The sequence below is a fragment of the Arthrobacter sp. P1_D4 genome (assembly GCF_056406115.1).
Window position 1 is genome coordinate 1 of the sequence record NZ_JBFUAU010000027.1, and the last position, 23,424, is coordinate 23,424.

General features: G+C 65.2%; 19 protein-coding genes and 2 pseudogenes. 7 read left to right on the top strand and 14 right to left on the bottom strand.

The genetic code is table 11. The features are described from left to right. Positions 1–7: 7 nt before the first annotated feature. The 7 genes from AC1D0A_RS20750 to AC1D0A_RS20780 form a co-directional block, all read right to left on the bottom strand. Positions 8–658, bottom strand: coding sequence for a hypothetical protein (locus tag AC1D0A_RS20750; RefSeq protein ID WP_476946705.1), 651 nt, complete (start codon positions 656–658; stop codon positions 8–10). Beyond that, complete coding sequence (locus AC1D0A_RS20755; RefSeq protein WP_476946706.1) at positions 636–1,532, bottom strand: dihydrodipicolinate synthase family protein; 897 nt, start codon at positions 1,530–1,532, stop codon at positions 636–638. The genes AC1D0A_RS20750 and AC1D0A_RS20755 overlap by 23 nt, the downstream gene beginning before the upstream one ends. A 147-nt stretch (positions 1,533–1,679) precedes the next feature. Beyond that, complete coding sequence (locus AC1D0A_RS20760; protein WP_476946740.1) at positions 1,680–2,531, bottom strand: EamA family transporter; 852 nt, start codon at positions 2,529–2,531, stop codon at positions 1,680–1,682. A gap of 130 nt (positions 2,532–2,661) precedes the next feature. Next, a complete protein-coding gene (locus tag AC1D0A_RS20765) occupies positions 2,662–3,405 on the bottom strand; it encodes a B3/B4 domain-containing protein (RefSeq protein WP_476946707.1) in 744 nt (247 codons plus the stop codon). Further along, positions 3,398–4,003, bottom strand: a complete 606-nt coding sequence (locus tag AC1D0A_RS20770; RefSeq protein WP_476946708.1) for a helix-turn-helix domain-containing protein — start codon at positions 4,001–4,003, stop codon at positions 3,398–3,400. Before AC1D0A_RS20770 ends, AC1D0A_RS20765 begins: the two co-directional genes overlap by 8 nt. A 458-nt stretch (positions 4,004–4,461) precedes the next feature. Next, positions 4,462–6,288 (bottom strand): FAD-dependent oxidoreductase, encoded by a 1,827-nt coding sequence (locus AC1D0A_RS20775; RefSeq protein WP_476868208.1) that lies wholly within the window; start codon positions 6,286–6,288, stop codon positions 4,462–4,464. A gap of 151 nt (positions 6,289–6,439) precedes the next feature. Beyond that, the gene (locus AC1D0A_RS20780; protein ID WP_476946709.1) at positions 6,440–7,780 is read right to left on the bottom strand and encodes an MFS transporter; all 1,341 of its coding nucleotides are present in this window, start codon (positions 7,778–7,780) and stop codon (positions 6,440–6,442) included. A 149-nt stretch (positions 7,781–7,929) separates the two neighbouring features. Here AC1D0A_RS20780 and AC1D0A_RS20785 point away from each other — a divergent pair, with 149 nt between their 5' ends. Next, positions 7,930–8,793 carry a sugar phosphate isomerase/epimerase family protein gene (locus tag AC1D0A_RS20785; RefSeq protein WP_476946710.1) on the top strand — a complete coding sequence of 288 codons (864 nt, stop codon included), beginning with the start codon at positions 7,930–7,932 and terminating at the stop codon, positions 8,791–8,793. Then, positions 8,790–9,605: an SDR family NAD(P)-dependent oxidoreductase gene (locus AC1D0A_RS20790; protein WP_476946711.1), complete on the top strand. Its 816-nt coding sequence runs from the start codon at positions 8,790–8,792 to the stop codon at positions 9,603–9,605. Before AC1D0A_RS20785 ends, AC1D0A_RS20790 begins: the two co-directional genes overlap by 4 nt. On the opposite strand, the gene AC1D0A_RS20795 is transcribed toward AC1D0A_RS20790, so the two are convergent. After that, positions 9,566–10,603 carry a LacI family DNA-binding transcriptional regulator gene (locus AC1D0A_RS20795; protein WP_476868212.1) on the bottom strand — a complete coding sequence of 346 codons (1,038 nt, stop codon included), beginning with the start codon at positions 10,601–10,603 and terminating at the stop codon, positions 9,566–9,568. The genes AC1D0A_RS20790 and AC1D0A_RS20795 overlap by 40 nt on opposite strands. A gap of 182 nt (positions 10,604–10,785) precedes the next feature. On the opposite strand from AC1D0A_RS20795, the pseudogene AC1D0A_RS20800 reads away from it, so the two are divergent. Further along, positions 10,786–11,181 (top strand): annotated as a pseudogene (locus AC1D0A_RS20800) (aminotransferase class III-fold pyridoxal phosphate-dependent enzyme); the annotation flags it as partial. 344 nt (positions 11,182–11,525) lie between these two features. Here the strand turns inward: AC1D0A_RS20800 and AC1D0A_RS20805 are convergent. Then, positions 11,526–12,302, bottom strand: a complete 777-nt coding sequence (locus AC1D0A_RS20805; RefSeq protein WP_476946712.1) for an SDR family NAD(P)-dependent oxidoreductase — start codon at positions 12,300–12,302, stop codon at positions 11,526–11,528. A 213-nt stretch (positions 12,303–12,515) separates the two neighbouring features. On the opposite strand from AC1D0A_RS20805, the gene AC1D0A_RS20810 reads away from it, so the two are divergent. Beyond that, entirely contained in the window at positions 12,516–14,132 is a 1,617-nt protein-coding gene (locus tag AC1D0A_RS20810) for an FAD-binding oxidoreductase (RefSeq protein ID WP_476946713.1), read from the top strand. Here AC1D0A_RS20810 and AC1D0A_RS20815 read toward each other — a convergent pair. Next, positions 14,065–15,150, bottom strand: coding sequence for a helix-turn-helix domain-containing protein (locus AC1D0A_RS20815; protein ID WP_476946714.1), 1,086 nt, complete (start codon positions 15,148–15,150; stop codon positions 14,065–14,067). The two genes, AC1D0A_RS20810 and AC1D0A_RS20815, sit on opposite strands and share 68 nt — an antisense overlap. A 579-nt stretch (positions 15,151–15,729) precedes the next feature. On the opposite strand from AC1D0A_RS20815, the gene AC1D0A_RS20820 reads away from it, so the two are divergent. From AC1D0A_RS20820 to AC1D0A_RS20830, 3 genes are all read left to right on the top strand, one after another. Beyond that, a complete protein-coding gene (locus AC1D0A_RS20820; RefSeq protein WP_476946715.1) occupies positions 15,730–16,308 on the top strand; it encodes a TetR/AcrR family transcriptional regulator in 579 nt (192 codons plus the stop codon). A 458-nt stretch (positions 16,309–16,766) separates the two neighbouring features. Then, positions 16,767–17,987: an acetyl-CoA C-acyltransferase gene (locus tag AC1D0A_RS20825; protein ID WP_476946716.1), complete on the top strand. Its 1,221-nt coding sequence runs from the start codon at positions 16,767–16,769 to the stop codon at positions 17,985–17,987. Further along, positions 17,984–18,397, top strand: a complete 414-nt coding sequence (locus AC1D0A_RS20830; protein WP_476946717.1) for a PaaI family thioesterase — start codon at positions 17,984–17,986, stop codon at positions 18,395–18,397. The genes AC1D0A_RS20825 and AC1D0A_RS20830 overlap by 4 nt, the downstream gene beginning before the upstream one ends. Before the next feature lie 262 nt (positions 18,398–18,659). On the opposite strand, the pseudogene AC1D0A_RS20835 reads toward AC1D0A_RS20830, so the two are convergent. The 4 genes and pseudogenes from AC1D0A_RS20835 to AC1D0A_RS20850 form a co-directional block, all read right to left on the bottom strand. Then, a pseudogene (locus AC1D0A_RS20835) lies at positions 18,660–19,679 on the bottom strand (oxidoreductase); the annotation flags it as partial. 134 nt (positions 19,680–19,813) lie between these two features. Beyond that, entirely contained in the window at positions 19,814–20,842 is a 1,029-nt protein-coding gene (locus AC1D0A_RS20840) for an ABC transporter permease (RefSeq protein WP_476946718.1), read from the bottom strand. Continuing rightward, complete coding sequence (locus AC1D0A_RS20845) at positions 20,839–21,798, bottom strand: ABC transporter permease (protein WP_476946719.1); 960 nt, start codon at positions 21,796–21,798, stop codon at positions 20,839–20,841. Before AC1D0A_RS20845 ends, AC1D0A_RS20840 begins: the two co-directional genes overlap by 4 nt. Next, positions 21,795–23,303 carry a sugar ABC transporter ATP-binding protein gene (locus AC1D0A_RS20850; RefSeq protein ID WP_476946720.1) on the bottom strand — a complete coding sequence of 503 codons (1,509 nt, stop codon included), beginning with the start codon at positions 23,301–23,303 and terminating at the stop codon, positions 21,795–21,797. The genes AC1D0A_RS20845 and AC1D0A_RS20850 overlap by 4 nt, the downstream gene beginning before the upstream one ends. Positions 23,304–23,424 lie beyond the last annotated feature (121 nt).

Sequence of the window (23,424 nt, forward strand, 5' to 3'; positions counted from 1 at the left end):
TGGCACCTCAACGGCCTGGCACCTCAACGGCCTTGTCGGGCGGCTCTTGCTTGGGGAGTGCGAGGACGGCTCCAGCACCAACGACGGCGGCTCCGGCCAGAACCAGTGTCGCGGTGAGTGCGTCGGATGCTGCCGCGATCCATGCCACTGCTGCCGGGCCGAGGGTGCCGCTGAGTCCGTAGCTTGCGACGTCCCAGCTTTGTGCTCTGCGTTGGCTGCGCTGCCCGGGGCCGGCGATGGAGGGCAGGCGGCTGCTGATCCCGCCGGTGAGCATCGGCCCGAAGATGCCGGAGACGAAGAGCAGCATGGCTGGCCAGATCGGCCAGGCGACGGGCAGGAGCAGTGCAGCAGCACCGAGCAGCACCCCGTGGAGGACTGCGGAGCACGCGATGACCTTGCGTCCGTCACGGGCTGTATCGAGGCGTCGGGCGATGAAGGGGCCGAGCATGTGGGGTGCGGTGATTGATGCTCCCAGGATGCCGGCCAGCCAGCCCGGCATCCCGCAGGCGTGCGCGAGCAGCACGATGGCGACCACTGCGCCGCCGTCTGCGCTTCGCACCAGCGTCGCGGCGAAGACGTAGCGCGCCAGCGCCCCGCCCCGGCGGTACTTCCCGCGTGAAACGTCGAGGCCGGCGCTACGGGATAAGCCCGAGCTCATCGACAATCCTGCCAACATGGGCACGCTGCTTCGCGGTCAATCCCTGGAGGGGAAGCGGCAGGCACGATGGTGATGCCAGTCCCAGCTGTTCCGCTATGGCCGCAACGACCCGGATACTCCCGCCAAACTCGGCGAACGACTCCCACAACGGTGCAAGCCGTTCGGACTCAGCGGTCGCGTCTGAGACCCGCCCTTCCAGGGCGGCCCGGGTGATCCGCAGCGCCAGGGCGGGCACGGTGCCGCCGATGACGGAGTACCAGGCATCGCACCCGGCGGCCAGTCCGGCGGCGGCCTTTGCGTCACCGGAAACTCCGATGGTCACGTGCGCCGGGACGGCGGCGCGGATTTCCTGAACCCGCGCCTGTGCCTGCTCCGGATCGGCCGGCACGCCGGGGATTTTGATGGAGGCGATTCCGGTCAGTTCCGCGATGCGTCGGTAAAGCTCGGTCGTGAAGGTGAAATGGGTGGTGCCCGGGTTGTCATAGACGATCACGGGCAGCGACGAGTTCGCGGTGACGGTCCGGAAGAGTTCGAACACGTCATCTTCGGTGAGGGACTGATAGGTCATGGGCGCAAGCAGGAGTGCGGAAGCCCCCGCCTGCTCTGCCATTTCAGCGTTCGCGAGGACGTGTGAGGTCCGCAAGGCCCCAACACCAATGAACACCGGTGTCGCGCCGGCGTGCTCGACGGCAAGGCGGGCCACACGGCTCCGTTCCTCGCCGCTCAGATACGCGTAGGAGCCCGTGGATCCGAGCGCGGTAATGGAGTCAACCTTCGCCTCCGAAAGCCGTTCGATCAGGCGAACGAAGGCGGGCTCGTCAACAGCATCATCTGCCAGAGGGGTCAGGGGGAAGGCACTCAAGCCGGTGAACATGGTGATAACTCCTTAGGTCTGAATAACAGGGAAGCAAAAATCTGAGGCAGCTGCCGATGCCTGGGCGGGCTGAGCTGCGGGGCCCTGTCAGCAGGGAATTCCCGCGTAGCGACAGTCTGGCGGACCCCCTATTTGGAGGATTGTCGCCTACCTCGGTCCTTGGCTGATGAGGTCGGGGTCGGTGCTGGCGTGTTCGTGGGAGCGCGGTTGCCGTTGGCCACCGCGTTGCGCGGCGGCGCCGGCGAGAACGACGAGCGTGATGCCACCGAATTGGACTAGCGAGGGCTGCTGGTGCAGCACGAGCAGCCCGAGGAGCACGCCGATGGCGGGTTCGAGGGCCATCAGGGTGCCGAACGCGGTGGGCGTCATCCTGCGCAGGGCGAGCATCTCGAGCGCCATTGGCAGCACCGGCATCAGAAGGGCCAGTCCGAAGGCGGCTGCGAGGATCCCGAGGTTAAGGTGTCCGGCGGACTGCGGGATGCCGACGACCGCTGCCGTGGCAGCGGCGACGGGAACGGTGAGTGAAAGCGCACCGATGCCCGTGAAGCGGTCGCCGATCCGTTGGGTGAGCACAATGTAGACGGCCCACCCGACGGCCGCGAGCCCTGCCAACCCGATACCGGCGAGGTTGATCTCACCAGCCCAGGGTTCGGTCAGAAGGACGACGCCCAGCAGCGCCAGGGCTGGCCAGATAAGCGACCGTGCGCTGTGGGTTCGCACCGCGGCGACAGTCAGCGGACCGAGGAACTCGATCGCGACGGCGGTGCCGAGCGGGATGCGTTCGATGGAGGCGAGGAAGGCGATGGTCATCAGTCCGGTGGCGGCGCCCAGCCCCAGGAGCACGGGGATGTCGGGGCGGCGCAGTGTGCGCAATGGGGGTCGGGCGATGGCGAGGAAGATGAGTGCTCCCACGCTGAGTCTGAGCCAGGCGGTTCCGGCCGGCCCCACCGCCGCAATCAGATCCACTGACAGGGCCGAGCTCAGCTGGACCGAGAGCATGGCCGCCACGGCCAGCCCCCACGGCGGAACGGGAACATTCTTGGGGACGCGCTGGCTCACGGCTGGCCCTTTCGGGCCGGCCGGTCAGCGATCGCGCGTGTCCGGGAGTGGAAGGGCATGTCAGTCTCCTTCATTGAGCATCTCCATTGGTCATCGTGCCGGCGGGGATCAGGCGGCGGGCGACGCGGACGTCGGGACCCAGTAGGGTCAGCCGGGAGACCAGGTCCTCGGCTGCGGTGTGGAGCGCCTCATCGGTCATGGGTTCGAGCGCGTCGAGGATGAACAGTGCGGCGGTGGTCTCCTCGCCGAGCTGGGTGCGGCGTGCCTGGCGCCAGTTCCAGCGCCGGCAGGTCACCCCGGCATCGTCGCACCACACCACCTCGCCGGATTCCGGGTGCTCGATCACCGCGGCGCCGTCGGCGGCGGTATCAAAGGGCTCCTTGCCGGTGGCTCGAACCAGCCGCGGCGCACCGCTGTAGCGGGTCAGATCCTCCCCACCCAGCGGGACCTGGTGGAGCACCGAAACCGCATTATAGAGATCGGTGAGACGGTTCACCCGGGGCAACCCGGACACCGCCCGGCGCAGGAGCGCCTCCAGGGAGTTGCGCGTGCGGTTCGGTTTGGCGCCGAAGCCCTGATAAGCCTCGCGCCACGCAGCCACGTGCGGGAGCTGCTCAACCGGCCGGCCGTTGAGCAGCTCCCGGGCTGCGGATTCCGCCGCCTGGAGCATCTCCTCACCGGCCTGGTCACTCGGGCCAGGGACGAGTCCGTCAACGGCCAGCAGCAACGCCCGGTAGTCGGGCCGCAGCGCGAACACGGTGGCGTCAACATGGCCGCCGTCGAGAAATTCCTGAAGCATGCCCGACTCAGGCATCGGACGCCTCCGGCCGGTGTCCCGTCCCCACGCCCGGCTCGAAGACGGCCAGGGAGAACCTCGCCGGCTCCGTGCCCGGATTGGCGTAAGAGTGTGCCACGTCGCCCGGGAATGTCACCGCATCGGCCTCATCGAGGGTGAGCAATTGACCTGCGACCTCCACCGTGACCGTGCCCTGCTGGACCTGCAGGAGCTCCTTGGTGCCCGATGTGTGGGCCTCGCTTACGTGACGGTCGCCGGGACCCAGCGTCCAGTCCCACAGTTCAACCACGTCCGGCGGTTCGGTGCCGGCCACCAACACCCCGCGCCCGCCGGACTCACCATTCCACAAAGCAGCGCCCTCACCACTGCGCGTGACCTTCACCGGCTTCGGGCGAGGTGGCTCGACCAACGCCGGCAGCCCCACACCCAGCGCGTCGCTGATCCTCAGCAGAGTTCCCACGCTGGGATTCGCGGCACCCTGCTCCACGTTGATGACCATCCTGCGGCTTACCCCTGCAGACTCCGCAAGCTGATCAAGCGTCCAGCCCCGCGACTGCCTCTCCTGCTTAACCCGGGCGCCGATTGCCAGCGCCAAGCTCGTTGTACTCTCATCCACAAGTGCATCATACTGCACTTTGAGTGCATTATCTAGAACACCTAAATGCGCTGTTACCGTCACGATCGTCACCGGTTGGGGCCAGTTTCAGTTGCTCGCCCGGGGCCAGAAATACTTGACACAATCAGGCCGGCAGTCGGGTAGCTGTAGATCCAGTTCCCCTCACGTCGAAGTGATGCCGTATGTATATGTGGAAACACTGAACTGGTCATCACGGAAGGGGAGTTCTAGCGCCTACTTCCACTCCCGTGTTTTTAACTCCGATAATGAAGATTCCGTAAGGGTGCACTCGTAACCGACGAATCTTCGCCTTGCGCTGCCACTGATGGTGCGATGCCTCAGTGGTTCAGCAGGTCACATCGTCATTGGGGAGGGCCGACGCCCTCCCTGTGGAACCGCGTTTGGGGAGCCCGCCGTCTTCCGGCGTTGGGCCGCGCCGGGGCGCCATGAGGTGCTCGTTATCGCTGGTATGCGGAAGGCTGCCGGGCTGTGGCGTCCTGTTTTTTCTGGATTGCTTGTGCCATTGGCGCGGGGTCGTCTTCATAGTCGGTGGCCCCGGCCAGATCGCGGCCGGCGATGTAGCCGAATGTCAGTGCGGGTCCCAGGTTGATGCCGCCGGCAGGGTAGTGGCCGCCCATGACCGATGCGTGATCGTTGCCGGCTACATACAGCCCCGGGATGGCTTCGCCGTCGTTGTTCAGGACGCGGGCGCGGCCGTCCGCGTCGAGGCCGGCGAAGGTACCGAAGCTTCCTGGCACTACCTTGACCGCATAGTAGGGGCCTTTTTCAAGGGGTGCCAGGGATGGGTTGGGACCCACGTTCGGATCGCCGCCGTAGCGGTTGAATTCGGTGTCCCCTCTCCCGTAGTCCGGGTCCACGCCTTGGCGGGCGTGTTCGTTGAAGCGCTCCACGGTGTGCCGCAGGGCGACTGGGTCGATCCCGGATTTGGTGGCGAGTTCTTCAATCGTGCGGCCCTTCTTCAGGTAGCCCGAGCGCAGGTAGGGAAACAGCGGCACGGGCAGCGGTTTGGCCATGCCCAGTGGGTACTTGCGGACGAACCGGGTGTCGGCGATCTGCCAGGACTGCACCGCCTCGCCCTCGGGCGTGGCGTCGATCAGTGCGGTGATGTAGTCGTAGTAGCCGTTGGCCTCGTTGACGAACCGTTTGCCGTTGGCCCTTACTCCGATGGAGCCGGGCTTGGCGCGGTCCATGATGTGTGGGAATGTGCCCGTCCGGCCGTTGCGGTAGGGCACGAGCGAGACCGGGCACCATGCAGCGGCTGACTTCACATTGGTTTTGAACCGGGCGCCGACGGACTGGCCCAGCGAGATGCCGTCGCCGTTGGCTTCAGCCGGCGCCAGCGTCCAATGCTCGCGGCCGGTAGGGGTTTTGGGGAACAGTTCTTTGCGTCGTTGAATATCGTGGGGGAATCCGCCGGTTGCCAGCACCACGCCGCGGGCTGCTTTGATGGCCAGTGTGCCTTCGGGGGAATCGACGAGGGCGCCGGATACCCGCCCGGTGCCGTCGGTCAGCAGGCGGGTAACGGGTGTGGAGACGCGGATGTGGACGCCGAGGTCGTCGGCGGACTTCATCAGCCGGCCGGTCAGGGCGGTTCCGTTGACCAGTTGCATGTTCCTGCGGTGGACCAGAAGATCCCAGACGTGCGGGGTGAAGCGGCGTGCGGCGTGGAACAGGCCGATGATGCGGCCCTGTGACGCTGAAAGGAATTTGGTGAGGTCGGGGCCGGCCATGATGCCCATGCCCAGAAACGAGGTCTCATAGAGCTGGTGGCGCATCTTGGCGCGTACTTCGGGTTTGATGCTGCGGGCGTTGATGGGCTTGGGCCCGACCGAGCGGTGGCCGGTTCCGGCTCCCGGTGTTTGGCCGTAGATGTCCTTGATATTCTCGCCTGGGGTGAACTGCAGGCTGGTTTTGTTCTCGAAGAAGCCCACCATGTGCGGCACGGCCTCAAGAAATGCTTCGACCTTCTCGGTCTGGTAGTCCGGGCCGAGGCGGTGGCGCAGGTAGGTGCGGATGGCTTCCCGGTCCTCGCTGACGCCGGCAGCTTTCGCCAACGGATTTGCCGGGGTCCAGGCCCAGCCGCCGGACCAGGACGTGGCGCCCCCGCAGACCGGGGCCTTCTCCACGACGATGACTTTCAGGCCGTGGTAGGCGGCCGTGACCGCTGCGGAAAGCCCGCCCGCGCCGGAGCCTATGACGAGGACGTCGCAGTCCAGGGTCTTGGCGGGGGCTGTGGTCAGGTCATCGGATTCTGTGGTGTTCACTCGGCTCTGGCCTTAATTGTTGGCTGTATCTGTGGTCTGTGTTTTGTGTGCAGGGGGTGAATGCGTAGCAACTGGCGTCCCGGTTGCCGGTTGCCGCACACTCGTCTTCGCTTCGCCGCTGGTTTGGGCGCGTCCTGCTTCTTGGGTGGGTTTAGCGGTGTTCCTTGTTGGCCCACTTATAGGACCAAAGGCTGGACACCAGGGCTATCAGGCACAGCCCGGCAAGCAGTGCCGCGGCAGGGGCCCAGCTGCCGCTGCTGGCCATGAGGGCGGTGGCGATCAGCGGGATGAAGCCGCCCACGGCCCCGGCCAGTGCATAGGCAAATCCTGCGCCGCTGTAGCGGATCCGGACGTCGAACATGTCGGTGAACCAGGTCTGCTGAACGCAGGTGGAGATGTTGTGCCCGAGATTGATCAGGACGACGAAGCCCAGGATCATCGGGATCAGTTCACCGCTTTCCAGCGCCGCGAAGAACGGCGCGGCTGAAAGGGCCGCGGCGAGCGGGCCGATGATGTAGAACCACTTCCGGCCGTACCTGTCCGCGAGGCGTCCCCAGAGTGCCAGGAAGGGGATGGCCAGGACCATGGCGACCATCGAAGCGGTCAGGACCGTGGAGGTAGGGGTGTGGGTGAAGTTCTTGACGTAGGCCAGGGAGAAGGTGAAGCCCATGTAGAAGGTGCTCTGGTCCACCATCCGCATGCCGATCACAGCGAGGATCTGCTTGGGGCTGGTCCGCAGCGCTTCGGCCAACGGTGCGCGCGCGGCCTTGTGTTCTTCCTTGRCGGCGGTGAACTSYGCYGACTCGGGYACGCCGGCMCGGATCCAGAGKCCGAYMAGGGCGAAGAGGATGCTGATCAGGAACGGSAGSCGCCAGCCCCAGGCGAGGAACTGTTCCGGGGTGGTCAGGGCGGTGACCAGGGAGAACGCTGCGGTGCCGAGCAGCAGTCCGACGAAGGAGCCGATCTGCACGCCGGTGGCGAGGAAGTTGCGTTTGCCTGCCGGCGCGTTTTCTACTGCCATCAGGGCCGCGCCGCCCCATTCGCCGCCGACGGCGATGCCTTGGATGGCCCGCAGGGTCACGAGCAGGAGGGGTGCGGCGACGCCGATCGCGGCGTAGGTGGGGAGCAACCCGATGGCGGTGCTGGCCAGTCCCATCATGATGACGGTGATGAAGAGCATGGTGCGGCGGCCGTACTTGTCGCCGAAGTGGCCGAAGATGGCCCCGCCGATGGGGCGGAACAGGAAGCCGACGGCGAACGAACCCATGGAGGCCAGCAGCCCGGCGACCTGGTTGTCCGAGGGGAAAAACAACGGCCCGAACACGACGGCGGCAGCGGTGCCGTAGAGGAAGAAGTCATACCAGTCGACGACGGCGCCAACGGTGCTGGCCAGCGCTGCCCGCCGTCCTGCCCTGGCACTGAAGACGACGGGTGGGTGGTTCAGGGCGCCCATGGTGGTACCCCCGGTGCTCGAAGTGTGGGAACTAGGCATTGCGGTTCACCGCAACCTTTCTGTTTGCTCGGCTGCACCTTTGCGGGCGAGCGGATTGAGTGCTTTAATGACTACGTAGTCATTTAGTGATTTAGATCATACGCACACCGCTTGATGGCAGTCAACACTTAGCGAGCAGGATGGAAGTTATGAATAGAACGATTGGTCTGGCGCACTTGTCGGCGCTGCATTTGAGTCCGCCGGACCTGGTGGAGGCAGCGGCAGATGCGGGCTTCACCTCGGTCGGGGTCCGGGTTCACCCGGCCACCCGGGGTGAAACTCAGTACCCGATGGCTGCCGGTTCGTTCATGTCCGCGCAGACCATCGAACGCCTGGCCGGTACGGGCCTCTCAGTCCGCGACATTGAAGTATTTACCCTGGACGGACACCGCGGCCGCGAGGAATGGGAACCGGTCCTGGAGGCAGGAGCGGCCCTCGGCGCGAGCGTTCTCAACGTCATCGGCGGTGATCCGGACCGCGCCCGGCTGACGGACAGCCTTGCGGCTCTGGTTGACGATGCCGCCCAGTACGGAATCCGTCCGTCCATCGAGCCGATCTCCTATCAGCCGCTGGATTCCGTACCCGCTGCCGGCCTGCTGGTCGACCGGACGGGGTGCGGCATCATGCTGGACGCGCTCCATTTCGTGCGGGCGGGCAGCCAAATTGAAGACCTGAAAGCCCTGCCTTCCGGCGCGGTCACAGTCATCCAGCTCTGTGACGGCCCGGCCGAAACCCCGGCACTGCCGGTCCCGCACTGCATGCCGCTGGGACAGGACGTGAACGGATCCGCGCGGCAGATCGAGTCGCGTGCGAAGCGGCTGGCCCCCGGGGAGGGAGTGTTCCCTCTCCGGGAGATCCTGGCGGCACTGCCTGACGCGCCCATCAGCGTCGAAGTCCCTGACGTCTGGGCCGTCGAGACCGGCGGCACAGCCGCACACCTCAAACACATCCACACCGCAACCGGGATTCTGATCGGCTCACCCCTGAAAACTGAAATGGAGAGAACATCATGAGCGAACTCACCGACGTGACAACACCGGGGGCAGCCGCAGGCAGCACCCCGCGGCCCCGAACCGCCAGCGCCGAGATCTATTGGCCCGGCCGTTTCCGGGATCAGGTCATCCTGGTCACCGGCGCCGCCGGCGGGCTCGGATCCGACACCGCGGACCGGCTCACACGCGAAGGCGCCACTGTCGTCTGCACCGACGTCGCCGACGGCGGGCTCGGCGACGGAAGCAGCCCCGCCAACTGCATGGCACTGAACGTCACCAGAAGGACCGATTGGGACCGCACCGTCCAGACAGTACTGCAGCGGTACGGCCGGATCGACGGGGCGCTGTTCGCCCACGGAATCCAGGGCCCCGAGGTCGCGGTGACCGAAATGCCCGCCGACGGATGGGCTAGGACCCTGAGCGTGAATCTGGACGGCTGCCTGCACGGCCTGGCGAGCCTCCTCCCCGCCCTCACACAGCAGGGATACGGCCGGGTGGCCATCCTGTCCTCAATTTCCGCCCGTGAAGGGAACCCGCACCAGGCCGCCTACTCAGCGTCCAAGGCCGGACTCGTGGCCCTGGTCAAAACGGCAGCAAAGGAAGTCGCGCCTTTCGGGGTTACGGTCAACTCCATCGCACCGTCCATGATGAAGACCCGGCTCCTTGAAGACCTCAGCCCGGAACGGAACGCCCAGCTGCTCGCCAAAGTCCCCATGGGCAGGGTCGGACTGCCCGAGGAATTCTCCGCCCTGGCCACGTGGCTGCTCTCGACCGAAGCGAGCTACGTGACCGGTCAGACGCTCGACCTGAGCGGCGGCCGCAATACCGCCTGAGGAGGCGGCGCGGTCGTCCCCCGTATTTCCAGCCTGACCGGAAATACGGGCTTCCGCGTCTGGCTGGGAGGCCCGCCCTCGATTCTCCCGGCCAGGCGGTCGACCGCCTCGTACGACATCTCCGCAATGGGCTGGTGCACCGTGGTCAGGTTCACAAAAGCCCAGCGGGATGGCCCGGAGTCATCAAATCCCACAATCGACAGCTCCTCCGGAACCCGAAGGCCCAACTGGGTTGCAGCGTCCAACGCAGCAAACGCAAAAGCATCCGTCACGCAAAACAGTGCCGTAGGCCTGTCCTGGCGATCAAGCATCTCCAGGGCCGCCCGCACCCCGTCCTCGTGCGTCAGGCGGAGGTGCTGAATCCAGTCCTCGCGTACCGGGATGCTGCGGCGCTCCATCGCAGCGCGGACACCATCCTCGCGGTCACGGCCATTGGACCGGTCACGCAAAGTGGACAGCACGCCGATTCTCGTGTGCCCCAGACCCTGCAGATGGGAAATCACCAGCTCACCCGCGCCCCTGTCATCCGCCAGGACCGCCTCGACATCGACGCTGACATCATCACGGCTCAACAGCACCACCGGCGTCCCGCGGTCAAGGACCCGCCGGACCGCGGCAGAACCCTCCCTCGCCGACACGAAGATCATCCCGTCAACCGTCGCACGGTCGAGCACATCAACAGCCTCAGGATCCGGCGAAATATCCGGGTCCCGAATCAGCACCATCCGGTAACCACGCTCCAGCAACCGATTCTGCAACGACTCCACAATGACCGGGTAGATCGGGCTGGTCAGATCCGCGACCACAATGCCCACCGCGTGCGTCCGCCGGGTCACCATCATGCGGGCCGCTGCATCCGGTACATAGCCTAGTTCCCGCGCCCCGGACAAAACCCGCTCCTTGGTAGAAGGCGCGACAGCCGGATCCCCCCGCAAAGCACGTGAAACCGTCGACTGCGACAATCCAAGATGCCGGGCCACATCAACACTGGTAACCATGGCCTAATCGTATTTCACCCACAGCGCGCCAATGGCGGAAGTCCAGGCGCGACCAAGATGACTTGAAAAGGAAAGCCTGATCCAGTCAACCATTACTGGATCAGGCCCTCCTCAATGGGCCCACGACACCATCAGGAGGACTCGGCCCTCTAGATTGCCCCTGACGACACTTTCAGGAGTATCGGGCCCTCTGCGACCAGCGCAGCATCATGCTGATCCCGGATGAAGTCATGGCAGGGTTCGGCCGCGCCGGCGACTGGTTCGCCCTCGACGCCTACAAAGTCCGGCCGGACCTGATCACCTTCGCCAAGGGCGTCAACGCAGGCTACGTTCCCGTCGGCGGTGTCATCATCTCCGAAGAAATATCCGCAACGTTCGACGAGCGCGTGTTCCCCGGCGGACTGACCTACTCCGGCCATCCCCTCGCGGCCGCGTCCATCGTGGCCTCCATCGACGCCTTCGAAGAGGACAACATCGTGAAAAACGCCGACGCGACCCGCTATCTGAAGGAATGGCTGGTTGCTCACCGTCGGCTGGCGGCGGTCACCAAGGGCGGGCCGTTAAGCAGCCAACCGCGCAACAAGGCCAGAAGATCATTGAGTATTCGAGAAAACTGGAATGCTCGGTGATTCTTTGGCTCCTATGGGCTGATGGAACCCGCAATGAATCCCTTCACCCCCGGCTCCGGCGTCAAACCACCTGCCCTCCGTGTCTGAACGATTAGTGAGGAACGAGCGAGGTCCATGCCTCCAGAATTGTTCGGGGTGAGGTCTTCGACGATCCCCTTGGCCCGAGTCAACAGAGTCTCTGAAGGCGATATGCCGGAGTGTCTTACATCGATGTAGCCAGCGGAATCATCAGCGTTCACAGTAGGTGTTGGTCCACGGCCAGGTGGCGACGCATAGGCCGGTCTCGATCGGACCTACATCATCGCGCTGGCTCCGCCGTCTACGACCAGGTGGGATCCCGTGACCCATTTCGCCTCCTCGGAGGCGAGGTAGAGGCCTGCATACGCGACGGCGAGTGGTTCCCCAGGTTTGCCGTCAATCGTGCGCTCGATGATCGGGGCGACAGGCGCGTTCTCGCCGAATTCCTCGAACATCGCGAGTACCGGCGGAGTCGCCATGACACCAGGACTCACGCAATTGACGCGAACGCCGACGGCGACACCCTCGGCGGCGAGCTGCCGAGTCAGAGCGATGACGGCCCCTTTCGCGGCAGCATGGGCGGCCTGCGGCAGGGCCCGGGCACCCTGGATCCCGGCGCCCGAACCGATGTTCACGATCGCACCGCCGACGGCGGCCAGGTGCAGCCAGGCGCTTTGGCAGGCATGCCACACCAGGTCCAGCTCGTTCTGGATGGTCGACCGGTAATCCTCGCCGCTCATCTGGGCGAACGGCGCGAATTTCGGCATGCTGGCGTTGTTGTAGAGCACGTCGATGCGGCCGTGGCGTTCGATCGCGCCGCCGACCCAGCGATCGATGTTTTCCCGGGTGCCCAGGTCCAACGGGGCGCTTGATTCGATGGCGCCCCCGTCGGCCTCCACCAGGCGGACCGTCTCCGCTGCTCCGTCGGCATCGAGGTCACAGCCGACAACAGTGGCGCCCTCGCGGGCGAATAGCCGGGCGGTAACCCGGCCCATTCCGCCCCCGATGCCTGTCAGCAGAACGACTTTTCCTTCCAGACGACCACCAGCCATGGTTCCTTCTCCATTCATCTCGTCCGATGTAGTGAGCCCATGCAACCACAGCGCGCAGGGGACCGGAGGCCGGAGCGGTGTGATGGTGCAGTTCGTGCACACTTCTGTGCACGGACTGCACCATGGGTCCGCAATCTCCCCACCCCGGCACCAGATGGCGCAGGATGAGCAGCACGTGTTACGCACGACACACCGCATCAAAGGAGATGATGAATGATGAGTATCACCCCCGATACGTCGACGCGCCCGCTCCCACCCGGCGTCACCGAGTTCGACCTCGAAAAGGCACTCGCGGCGTTCGCCGCCGCGATTGGCGAAGACAAGGTCGCAAGCGACGCCGAGTGGCTGGAAGATTTCCAGGATCCCTTCCAGGTTCCCGGCTCCGCCACGAATCTCCCGTCCGCAGTCGTCAGCCCAACGAGTACCGAGGACGTCCAGGCAGTCGTTCGGATCGCCAACGAGTATCGCATCCCTTTGTGGCCCATCAGCCGCGGCAAGAACAACGGCTACGGGGGAGCCGCGCCCCAGGTGCGCGGCACGGTGATGCTCTCGTTCCGGAACATGAACCGCGTCCTGGAGATCAACGAGGAGCTCGGCTACGCGATAGTGGAGCCTGGCGTGAGCTGGTACGACCTGCACGAAGCGATTAAGGCCGGCGGACACAACCTCGTCGCCTCCATCGTGGACATCGGCTGGGGAGGCGTCGTCTCGAACACGCTCGAGCACGGGCTCACCTACATGCCGTACTCGATCGACCAAGCTTCACATTGCGGCTTCGAGGTGGTGCTCCCGAACGGCGACCTCATGCGCACCGGCTCGGGTGCAATGGATAACAACCCGACCTGGCCGCTGTACAAGCGCGGCCTCGGTCCGACGTCGACCGAGATGTTCATGCAGTCGAACTACGGCATTGTCACGAAGATGGGCTACTGGCTGATGCCGAAGCCAGAGGTATACATGCCGCTGTGGCTGCGCGTCTGGGATGAGGCGCAGACGCCCGCCGTGGTCGATGCGCTGCGCGAGCTCATGCTGGCCGGCACCATCGACATGCGCCCGCAGCTGTCGAACACCCTGTGCATGGCCTCGATGCTCACCACACGCGCCGAGTGGTACACCGGTGAGGGCCCGATGCCGGAGGAGATCATCGACAAGATCGCCAAGGAGATGGGACTGGGCCGCTGGATGATGCGCTTCGCCCTCTACGGCGACGAACCGGTCGTCGACCACAACTTCGAGAAGCTCAAGGCGCGCTTCCTGCAGATTCCGAGCGTAGATATCATGGGCCAGAAGCACGGGGCAGACGCCTGGGAGACGCTGCCCAACCCGCACGAGCGGGTGCAGATTGGGGTGCCGAGTCAGGATCTCTACAAGATGGCCGGATGGTCAGGCGGCGAGGAGGGCGGCCACGTCGACTTCTCGCCGGTCATCCCGCTCACGGCCCAGCACGCGATCGCCGCGCAGAAGCTGATGGCCGAAATGTGCGCCGAGGCCGGCCTTGACTTCCTAGGTGGCATGCTCCCGATCAACGCCAGGTCGACCACGTTCATCAACGTGATCCCCTTCGACACGAAGAACCCTGAGCAGGTCGCCAAGGCGTACGCCCTTGCCAAGCGCATGGTCGCCGAGGCCGGCAAGCGCGGCTACGGCGAATACCGGGCGCACCTGTCCTTCATGGATCTCGCGGCCGACCAGTTCGGCTTCAACGACCACGCACTGCGACGCTTCAACGAGACGATCAAGGACACGCTCGACCCGAACGGGATCATCGCCCCGGGCAAGTCCGGGATCTGGGGCACCCGCATGCGGGAGGCCGGTTTCCCGCAGGCGTGATGGCGCATCTTCGGGGAGCCCCCGCCCTGCCCAACGGGCAGGTGCCGGGAAGACCCCGCCTCTTCCCGGCAGGCTCCGCCAGATGCCTGGCTTCCCGCGGGGCACAGCCGTGGACCTCGCGAAAGGCTCTGCTGAAGCTTGCCGGATGGCGGTATCCCCACCTCGTCGCGACCGTCGCGATCGTCGTTTCAGGGGACCGCCGCAACTCGCTCACGGCACCCTCGAACCGGCGTTCGCGGATCCAGGCCGACACTCCGGTGCCGGAGGCTGCAAAGAGTTTGTGGACGTAGCGCGTGGACACGTAGTGGGCCTGCGCGATCCGCTCTGGCCCGAGTTCCGGGTCGTGCAGGTGGTCCATCACGTACCGCTGCATCCGAGCGAACAGTGTCTCAGGTCGGGAGCGCGGATCGGAAGTCTCCTGCGCGCCGTACATGCTGCGAAGCAAGGGCAGCAGCATCTCTGCAGCGCCTTCCCCGTCAGGGCTCAAGAGCCCGCCGCCGCTCGTTGTGGTTCGGGCTAGCTGGACGAGGAACGGGGTTCCCGGCCCAGTGAGCCGTCCCTGACCCGAATCCACCCGCGTCGCGGAACGCCGGGCGATGCCCTCGGCCTGCGCCCCGATGAACCACTTGGGAATGCTGAATACGACCACCTCGAAACCCTCCCGGCCCTCAAAAGTGGAAGGCCGCGACGTATCCTGGCACGCAATGTCACCGGGGCGAAGAAGGCAGCTGCGATCCTCCTGTTCGATATGTACGGCGCCCCTGGTCATCAGATACAGCAAGATACACTCCGGATCGGCGGTCGCAATCATCCGCTGCGTGCGTGCCACCCGGTGCGCAAGTCCTTGGATGGACCGGACCCCGACCGGCCCGACCTGGCCACCGGCCAAGCGGGCCTCGAATGACGGCGCCCCGAACGATTCGACCTGCATCGGGAAGAAGCGTTCGGCGATTCCCGCCGACCAGTAGTCCCGGCGCTCGGCCGGAGGAACCGACCGGGTATCGAGTACGGAAGTCATCCGGTCCACCTCAGATAAGGTTCCGTGATAGATCTGCAGTGTAGGCGAGCAGATGCCGAGCAGGGAAGGGCGGGCGTAGCCGTCGGCCCCGGGCTGGATCGACGTCGGGAACGCCGGGTCGATTCCGTGCGGCGCCGATGCTGCCGGCGATTGGAGGCCCCGACAGCCCACGACAACCCGAGCTGACCGCCAAGTCCCTCGCCAGGGCCGAACCTCCGGCTTCCATGACCTCCGTGGCAGAAGACGCAGTCACGGCACCTCCCTTAAAGATTCGATCCGTTTCGTACTGAGTGTAAGGTGCGTCAGAATTCCATGCAAAGATGCCACGTCACCTCGTCGGTGGGTTACTGAAGAATGCCCGAAGGTCGCGGGCCTGAGTGGGAATCCGTGGCAATCCGTTTCGTGGCCCCAGAAGACCCTTTGCTGCCAGGCCACTTGGGGCGTTGTTGTTCCTATATACACAGGCTGACGCTTTTGCCGGGCCCCCATCGCCAGTACCTCGCGATACCCGGAAGATTGAAGCATCAGGTGTGATCGTGTACGTTTCGTATTGGATGGCTAAGCACGTATGGTTGACCCATGGCAATCAGAAGCGAAGAAAGTCGTCGGGCCATTTTGGAAGCAACCATGAAGTTGCTCGAAAATTCGGGGCCTGACGGATTTACGGTGCAAAAGCTCTCGATCGAGCGCATTGCCCGTGAAGCCGGCGTCAGCAAGACCACTATCTACAGGTGGTGGTCGAGCAAGGTTGCCGTGGTTATCGATACATTCCTGGACAACCATGTCGCGCGTACTCCGGTGCGCCAGGATGTCCCTGCCATCGACGCGCTTCGTGAGCACATGGCCTCACTTGCGGAGGTCTACGCGGGCAATGAGGGCCGGCTCGTGGCGCAACTCATCGGTGAGTGCCAGGGCGACGAGGCGGCGATGGCTGAATTCAAGAAACATTTCTGGATCCCGCGCGCGCTGGTTGTTACGTCCCTGGTTGACCGGGCCATAAGCGAGGGGTCGATGCGCAAGGATCTCGACGCCCAGGTCGTCACGGAGCTGCTCTATGCTCCCGTGTACTTCCGTCTGCTGTTCCAGTCTGGTCCCCTTGACGCCAAGGCCACCGATGCCATCATGCAGACCGCACTTGAAGGGCTTGCTGCAGGGTAGCGGCCCCAAGTACTACCTGTTTCCCGTCCGAGTCCATGGGCCCGATGGGCTCCGTGACTAAAAACTTGAGCCTATAACCTTGGGTTCCCGCGGCATGTTGGGCGAATAGTATGCCGGTGTCGGCTTTGGCCGGGGAGCGGCCCGGCCCCCGCGTTGAGTGGCGGGCACCTATTTGAGGGTGCGCAAGAAGTCTTCGGCGTCGGTTCCGGTAGGCGGCGACGGCCTGTCATCTCCTGCGCCTCCTGAGGCATCTTTGCGACATGCTCGTGGCGCCCCTTGCCTCCCTGATTTCCCTTTCCTGTGTCCAGTGTGGGCCTGTGAGGCTTCGGCCTGTGCAATACGATACGGTTCGTATATATTTAATTCGACGTTAGATGTGAGGAGTCTGACCCTGTTCTGTCCCTGCCCGTGGAGCCAGCCCGTTAGGGAAGCTGTCCACACTGAGAGGAAACATCATCATGAAAACCGCCATCGCGCCGAATGACGCGGTCGTCGTCGCCTATCGCAGGACACCGATCGGCCGTGCCCGCAAGGGATCGCTGGCCGGTGAGCGACCGGAAGACCTCGCGCTGGCAGCCATCCGGGGAGCGCTCTCGGCCGTTCCACAGGTTGACTCCGCCGAGTTTGCGGATGCCTACGTGGGTTGCGCGGTACCGCAGGGCGCGCAGGGCGACAACATTGGCCGCCGCATCATGGTGCTTGCAGGGATGGACAGCGTCCCCGCGGTCACAGTGAACCGCTTCTGCGCCTCCTCGTTGCAGGCCACCGCGATGGCTGCCCAGGCAGTGCGGGCCGGCGACGGGGACGCGTTCCTGGTCGCGGGCGTCGAATCGACCACCTCGACACCGCCCGCGGTTGAATCACCCCACCCCGCCTTCGCGGACACGGCACGGCGTGCCGATGGCATCTTCCAATCCGGCCAGACGTGGGTCGACCCCCGGAATCAAGGGCAGCTGCCCGATGTGTACCTCCCTATGGGCAAGACCGCCGAGTTCGTGGCCCGTCAAACCGGCACCACGCGCCGCGACCAGGACGAATGGGCGCTGGAGTCCCAGCGCCGGGCCGAACGGGCGATCGAGTCCGGGTACTTCGCGCGCGAGATCGTGCCGGTGGCCACGGCTGCCGGCACGGTGGTGCGCGCCGATGACGGCCCGCGTCCGGGCACCACTCTGGAGGCCCTCTCGAGCCTCAAGCCGGTGTTCCACGAGTCCGGAACCGTCACCGCGGGCAACGCCAGCCCGCTCAACGACGGCGCGTCAGCCCTGGTGGTGATGAGCGCCCGGCGCGCGGGCGAACTGGGGTTGAAGCCGCTGGCCCGCATCCTGGGCAGTGCCGCAAGCGGCCTCTCGCCGGAAATCATGGGACTGGGTCCGGTGGACGCATCCCGCCGGCTGCTGGATCGTTTGGGCCTGTCGATGGGTGACATCGACATCGTCGAGCTGAACGAGGCCTTTGCCGCCCAAGTGGTTCCCGTGGTGCGGAAGCTGGGCGCAGATCCCGAGCGGGTCAACCCGTTTGGCGGGGCGATCGCCTTGGGCCACCCCTTCGGTGCGACCGGCGTGCGGCTGGTCGGAACGCTCATCAACGGACTGCAAACCACGGACGGATCGCTCGGCCTGGCGACGCTCTGCGTGGGCGGCGGCCAGGGCATGGCGATGGTAGTGGAGAGGTTGTCGTGAACCAGCCAGCGATCATTGCCGACCCGGCCCGCTCGATGCTGGCCGCCGACCGGAGCCTGGACGGGCTCGGCATCCAGGTGTTGCGCGCCAGCGAGGGCCGTGCCACGGCCGTCCTCCGGGTCACGCCCGAAATGGCCAACGGGCACGGGATTGCCCACGGTGGATTGGTCTTCGCGCTGGCAGACACCGCGTTCGCTATGGCCGCAAACACATTCGGCGCCGGAATCGCGACCGCCGAGGCTTCCATCTCCTACATTTCCCCAGCCTGCATCTCGGAGGAGCTGGTCGCCTCCGCTGAAGTGACCTTTCACGAGGGCCGCCGGATGATAGTGGATGTGGTGGTGCGGGCGGGGGAGCGGACTGTCGCCATCTACCGCGGAACGGGCAGGGCGCTGCGCCCGGCGGACTGAGGCTTCTTGAACAGCTGCCGATGTGGGGCGGCAAGACATGCGTGTGTGCCCGGGCTCCAAGTCGGAGTCCGGGCACACACGTATTTGTACCAAGGTTGCCGCGCCAGCATGATTGCGTCCGCGAACCCGGCGGTGATGGCGTCTGCACACTGTTGCGGGTCGAAGGTGCTGCTGAGGAGCAACGGGACCTCGGGCATGGCATCTCATCCTGTCGTCCCTGGAGGACCTTGTTGGGGAACTCCGGATCGGCCAGCATTTGCCGCGCCAGCATGATTGCGTCCGCGAACCCGGCGGTGATGGCGTCTGCACACTGTTGCGGGTCGAAGGTGCTGCTGAGGAGCAACGGGACCTCGGGCATGGCGGTGCGGAATGCTTGCGGCTCGCCGTGCTCCAAAATGGCGCCTGAGTGGGAGGTGACGTTGTTGTCCATCGACTCGTAGTTCGCATCGCTCAGGGCGATATATCCCACGCCTTCCTTTTCAATGATCGCTGCAACTTCGGCGAACCCTTCGGGTCCCTGGCCATCGGGAAGGTGGTCGTTGGTGCTCATCCTGAGGCCCACCGGATAGTCTGTTCCGACTTCGGCCCGGATCGCCCGAATCGTGTCCGTGAGGATGCGGGCGCGGTTTTCGGCGTTGCCGCCGTATTCGTCCGTCCTCCAGTTGGTGCGCGGTGAGAGGAAGGAGGAATAGAGGTAGCGCATGTGTGCGCCCAGCTCGATGCCGTCGAAGCCGGCCGCCTTGGCACGCCGCACTGCGGCGACGGCCTGCTCCTGGACCTCGCGGATTTCCTCCTTGGTGATCTCCTCCGGCGTCGGGTTCGTTCGGCCGCCGGGAATGTAGAAACCGTGCGGCAGGCGGGGTGCGGCCATGCGGACGGGCTTCGGGCTCGCGGCCCTAGTGGGCCGGCCCTCGCCCGGCACGCCCATGGCGCCGAAGCTCGGGAAGATCTGGGCGAAGATGGGTGCATCGTGCTCGTGCACGGCATCGACCATGCGCCGCAGACCTGGAATGAACTCGTCCCGGTCGAAACGCATCAGGGGCTGGAACGGTGCCTCTTGGTTCCCGCGCTCGGTGGCCACGCCTCCACCGATGATCAGCAGCCCTGCGCCGCCGCGTGCCCGCGTAGTGAGGAACGCGATGGTCTGATCGCTGGGATGGCCGTCCTTCGTCGGCTGAAGTACGGCCATCGGACTGAGCACAAAGCGGTTCTTGATTGTCAGGCCGTCGATTTTCCAGGGGCTGGAAAGCACTTCGGCGACGGTTGCTGTCTCGGGGGACATTTATTCTCCTTGGTTTTCAGTTGGACCGGGATGAAATGATTCATCCAAAATTGACATTCGACTCGGCGCGTATCGTATCGTGATTAGCGCGTGTCGCAGTGGAACGGCGAAAGTAGCGGAAACCGGACCAGGCCTCAGAACCTGTCTCGGACGTGGCGTTCCCGACCGTAGAGCGACACCACAGCAAGGATGATGACCCCGAAGACGATGCGGCTCTGGGCATCCGTCAGCCCATTGCTGACGATGATCGTTGACAAGAGGGTGAGAGTGAGTGCGCCCAGCAGCGTCCGGGTGTAGCTGCCGCGAATCGAGCCGAAGATCGAGCCGCCGACGAGGACCGCGGCCAGGCCGGAGAACAGGTAGGGTTCCCCGATGGTTTGCGACCATCCCGCGCCGAAGGATGCGATGAAGATGCCGGCAACCCCGGCCAGGGCTCCGGAGGCTGCAAAGACCATGGTCCACACGGCAGCGGTCCGGACCCTTGCCAATTGAGCGGCCCGGAAATTGATTCCCGTCGCGTAGAAGCGACGTCCCGCCGCGGTGCGATTGAGGAAAAGCCACATTCCCACCCCGCAGAGAAGCACGATCAGGATGATCGGGGGGAATGGCAGGCCAAGGGTGGTCCCCCTTAGGCTGGCCAGGGAACGCAGCGCCTCCGGCGGGGCGGAGGAATAGTCGCCGTCGGCGAGGAACAGGGTCGCGCCCGTGATGGCCGCGCCGGTGCCCAGCGTGACGACCAGTGGCTGGACCGCGAAGCGGTGGCAGATCCAGCCGATCAGGGCGCCGACGCCGCCGCAGACCACGACTGTGATCAGCAGGGCTACGACCGCAGGGACCCCGAGCTTACCCGCGACGTTCGCCGCCATGAATGTACCGAAAAGGATGTAACCCGGGGCCGCCAGGTCAAGCCCGCCCAGGATCACCACAAGCGTCTGGCCCATGGCTGCCAGGGCCAGCAGGGACGTGATGACCAGTATCGAGGTGATTGACCTGGGGTTTGCGATTGCCGGTATGGTGATCACCAGCCAGGCCGCCAGGGCCAGCACGACAAGGACCTGCAGGGCCGGTACCTCGAAGACCCAGGCCCTGAACCTGGTCCAGGGTCTGGGCCGGACCGTCGGTGCCTGGGTTTTTGGTGCGGGGGACAGGGTGTCACTGCTCATGATGCGTTCCTCTTCAAGCGGGGGGCCAGCAGCGTCGCGCCCAGCACGACGCCAACGACGAGGACGGCGCCGTAGGCAAATTGGATGAGGCTGGGTGCCACGCCCGAGGCCGTGAGCAACTGTTGCAGCAGATAGATGGAGACCGCCCCGAAGAGGGCACCCAACAGCCCGCCGCGGCCGCCGGCCAGGCTCGTTCCGCCCAGCACGGCCGCGGCGAGCCCCAGCAGGGCATAGGTGGAGGCGAGCGAAGACTGCGATGACTGCACGATAGCCGTCAGGGCGATTCCCGCGATTCCGGCGAAGAGGCCGCCGAGGGTATAGGCCAGGATCCGGATTGCCTTGATGTTCACGCCGGAACCGTAGGCTGAAACATCACTCTCGCCGGTCGCGAGGAGATTGCTGACGAAGGCCGTGCGGCGCAGGGCGAACCAAATCAGCCCGGCGACGCCGATGGTCAGGAGAGCGCCCGGGACGATGCCGATGCCCCCGGCGAAGACCTCCGTCCAATTATTCGGGGCGGCCACCGGATTCTGGGCGATGGTCAGCGACAGGCCAACGAGCAGGAACAGCATCCCGGTGGTTGCGACCACCGGATGCAGGCGCACGACGGCGACCAGGATTCCGTTCAGGGCTCCGATTCCGGCGGCCACCGCCAGGATGATGGGTGCCGCGAGATGCCAGTTGCCCAGCCCCGCGGGAATGAGGATGGCGACGAACAGGCAGTTGCTGAAGGTGGCCAGGGGACCGACCGAAATGTCAATGCCACCGGCGAGGATCGAGGGCGTGGAGGCGAATCCCACCAGCACGAACGGCGCCAGCGTTGCCAGGGTGCCGGGGAGACGCGCGGGGGAGAGGAAGGACGGTGAGACGATCAGGTTCAACACCAGCAGCACCAGTGCGAGCAGCAGGGCAAAGGCGAAAGGCCAGCGCTGGAACAGGGGGAGGACGCGGTTCATGTATGCACCTCTGATTTCTGGCCGAAGTATGCGGCGACGATGGACTCGGTGGAAAGCTCGGAATGGGGGATCTCGGCAAACACTGATTGGTCGCGGAAAACCAGGACGCGGTCTGCGAGGTCGACGAGTTCGTCGACCTCGCTGGAGAGGACCACGACGCTCATGCCTTCGGCACTGAGCCGGTCCAGGATTGCGTAGATCTCCCGCTTGGTCCCGATGTCGACCCCTCGCGTGGGGTCGTTAAGCAGCAGGACCCTGGGGTCCGTGGCAAGCCAGCGGGCCAGCAGCACCTTCTGCTGGTTGCCGCCGGACAGGGTTGAAATTGCATCCTGCGCGGCGCCGAAGCGCAGTGACAAGGACCGAGCGAACGCATCGAACCGCCTGGCGATGCTGCGGGTGTCCAGCAACCCGCAGCGACGGTCCTCCCCCAGGGTCGGGAGTGCGAAGTTCTCCCGGATCGACATGGACTCGAACAGTGACTCACCGCGACGCTCCCGAGGCAGGTACGCGACCCCCAAGGCATCCCCGTTCCGCTCGGTAAGGTCTGCGGCGCCCTCGGGCAGGAGGCGAACAACCCTGCCCGGCCCGGCAGCCACGCCGGCCAGGCGCTTGATGAACTGGTCCTGTCCGTGGCCTTCAAGCCCGGCGAGGCCCACGACCTCACCGGCGCGCAGCTCGAAGTCGATGGGTGCCGAGGCCGGTGCCAGACGGACGGCGGATCCCCGAAGGATGACGTCCCCGGGGTCGTGCGGCTGCCGCCGGGTCTCGTTGTGGCCGGAGTTTCCGGTCATGTCCGAGATCAACCGGTCGACGGACAGGTCCGAACGGTCCACGGTGGACACGCTCCGGCCGGACCGCAGAACGGTGACCCTGTCCGAAATCTCCGCGACCTCGTCCATCCGGTGCGAGATGAACAGGATGGCGGTCCCCCCGGCCGCGAGTCGGCGCAGCTCGACGAAGAGCCGATCACGGGACCTAACGTCCAGGGAAGCCGTTGACTCATCAAGGATGAGCACCTTGGGCTTTCGCACGAGCGCCCGCGCAATGCAGATGGACTGCCGCTCGGAGAGCGAGAGTTGGCCGGCGGGAAGATCGAGGGGTACCTCGCCGGCGATACGCGAGAGGACATCTTGCGCTATTGATCGCTGCTCGGCGCGGCCCAGCCGGCGACGGAACGTCCCGTGGGACCCGAGCCAGACATTCTCGAGGACCGACTGGCTCCCCGCGGTGAGGACCTCTTGGAACACCGCCGCAATCCCCAGGTCCATGGCCTGTCGTGGCGATCGGCTGTTGACGGGGACGCCGTCCAATGTGACGGAGCCGGCGTCAGGACGGTGCACCCCACCCAGGATCTTTACGAGCGTGCTCTTCCCTGAGCCGTTTTCGCCCAGGAGCGTGTGGATCTCGCCCGGCCGGAGATGGAGGTCACCGTCGATAACGGCGCGCGTGGCACCGAACCGCTTGCTCACCCCGGCGAGCATCAGGCCGGATGGTTGGTTGTTCACGGCGAATCTCCTTTGAATGGCCGATAAATGTGTCTCAGGTCATATTCGAAACTAGACGAATCGTACCGCATGTGCCTAACCTGATGCCATACGATACGAATCGTTTTATATGGCAGGAGAT